The organism is Mesorhizobium sp. WSM4832, assembly GCF_055811115.1.
In genome coordinates, this window is record NZ_JBVVQH010000053.1 from 1 (window position 1) to 1,406 (window position 1,406).

The following is a 1,406-nucleotide window of genomic DNA, read 5'->3' on the forward strand; positions in this document are numbered from 1 at the left end:
TGAGACGTCTTGGCCGCGCTCTTTTCAACCCGGTAGCGCTGCCGCCTCAACTTCCCTGCCGATGCGAAGCATCTCGCTGACCACGAGGTCGAGACCCAATCGGTTTAAGTCGCGCGGCATGGTTGTTCGGCATTTTCTCACCGGCCGCAATCGGAGTTCGCTGCATAGCCTGCCCCGAGTGGACCCTGGGGCAGGCCTATCTCGTTTCAACCGTCCAGCTCTAACGACACGTGTTCCCGCTGCTCATGCCACATCACCTGCCGCAGGTCCGCTTTCTCTACCGTCTGTCCGCAGATTTTGCAGCGATACGTTAGTGCGTCCGATATCGCGTTGGCCTCCGGGTGCAGCTTGCCGATGATAGGCGGCCCCAGATCGGAGAGCTTCGTCACCGGCTTGCGAGTGCCTTCGCCTCTCGCTCCAACGTGTCGCGGTCATTGCCGTGCTTCTTGATGAGTTCGCGAACCTCAGGAATCGTGAGCTGGAATTTCCTTGCGAAGTGGGCAACCTCGTATTCCTCATCGCTCGACACTCGGTCGCGGTCGCGGAAATCAGTTTTGGTCCTGTCGTCGGTCATGGCCTGTTCCTCCTGGTGAGAAATAAGCGGTTCCTCGGCCAAACGTTCCGTTTTGCTTATTAAAGCGGTTGCTAACGGAACCGAAACCGCTGCACGGTATTTGAATCGAATTCGAGTGGTGCGTTAGAGTAGTGATGCGTAAGCCTGCCGGCCGGCCCGGGTTGTTGTCGTTCATCCCTCCGATGGAACCCGAGCTGGTCGAGCAGCCTCCACTGCGCGGCGCCTGGTCCCATGAGATCAAGTTCGATGGCTATCGAACCCAGATGATAAAGGACACCGGCGGCACCCGCCTCTTCACCAAGAACGGCTTCGACTGGACGGCCAAATACCAGCCGCTCGCCGATGAGGCGAACTCAATGAGGGCCGAAAGCTTCGTAATAGACGGCGAGACGATCGTCACCAATGAAGCAGGCCTGTCAGACTTTCATGGGTTGCGCTCCGCCATGACCAATCGGCCGGAAGACCTTTACCTGGTCGGTTTCCATCTGCTGTATCTCAATGGGCACGATCTTCGCGACATGGCGCTGAAAGACCGCCGTGAGATCCTGCACGCGCTCATTCCCGTCGGAGGGCACATCCAGTTCAGTGAGGCGCTCCCGGGGACCGGCGACGCCGTCTATCACCTAGCCTGCGAAGCGGGCTTGGAGGGCATCGTTTCAAAGCGAATGGACAGCGTCTATCGAAGCGGCTCGACGATGAACTGGCGGAAGATCAAGTGCTACGTCGAGAAGGAAATGGACATCATCGGCGTGAAACGTGCGGATTCCGACGTGAAGCCGGCCGCCATTCCGATCAAACACCGGCCACCATTCCGGTATGAAGCCGGCCACCA

The 1,406-nt window shown here is 58.7% G+C and carries 2 protein-coding genes; one reads left to right on the plus strand and one right to left on the minus strand.

Going from position 1 to position 1,406, the window contains the following annotated elements; translation table 11 throughout:
• Window positions 1-385: 385 nt before the first annotated feature.
• Window positions 386-574, minus strand: a complete 189-nt coding sequence (locus AC0L2L_RS33285) for a DUF3606 domain-containing protein (protein WP_473584012.1) — start codon at window positions 572-574, stop codon at window positions 386-388.
• Window positions 575-708: 134 nt separating this feature from the next.
• Here AC0L2L_RS33285 and AC0L2L_RS33290 point away from each other — a divergent pair.
• On the plus strand, window positions 709-1,406 hold a 698-nt coding region (locus tag AC0L2L_RS33290; protein WP_473584013.1), incomplete at its 3' end, for an ATP-dependent DNA ligase.

Excerpts from the sequence above, each read along its gene's own strand:
- AC0L2L_RS33285 (WP_473584012.1), bottom strand. The coding sequence starts at position 574 with ATGACCGACGACAGGACCAAAACTGATTTCCGCGACCGCGACCGAGTG.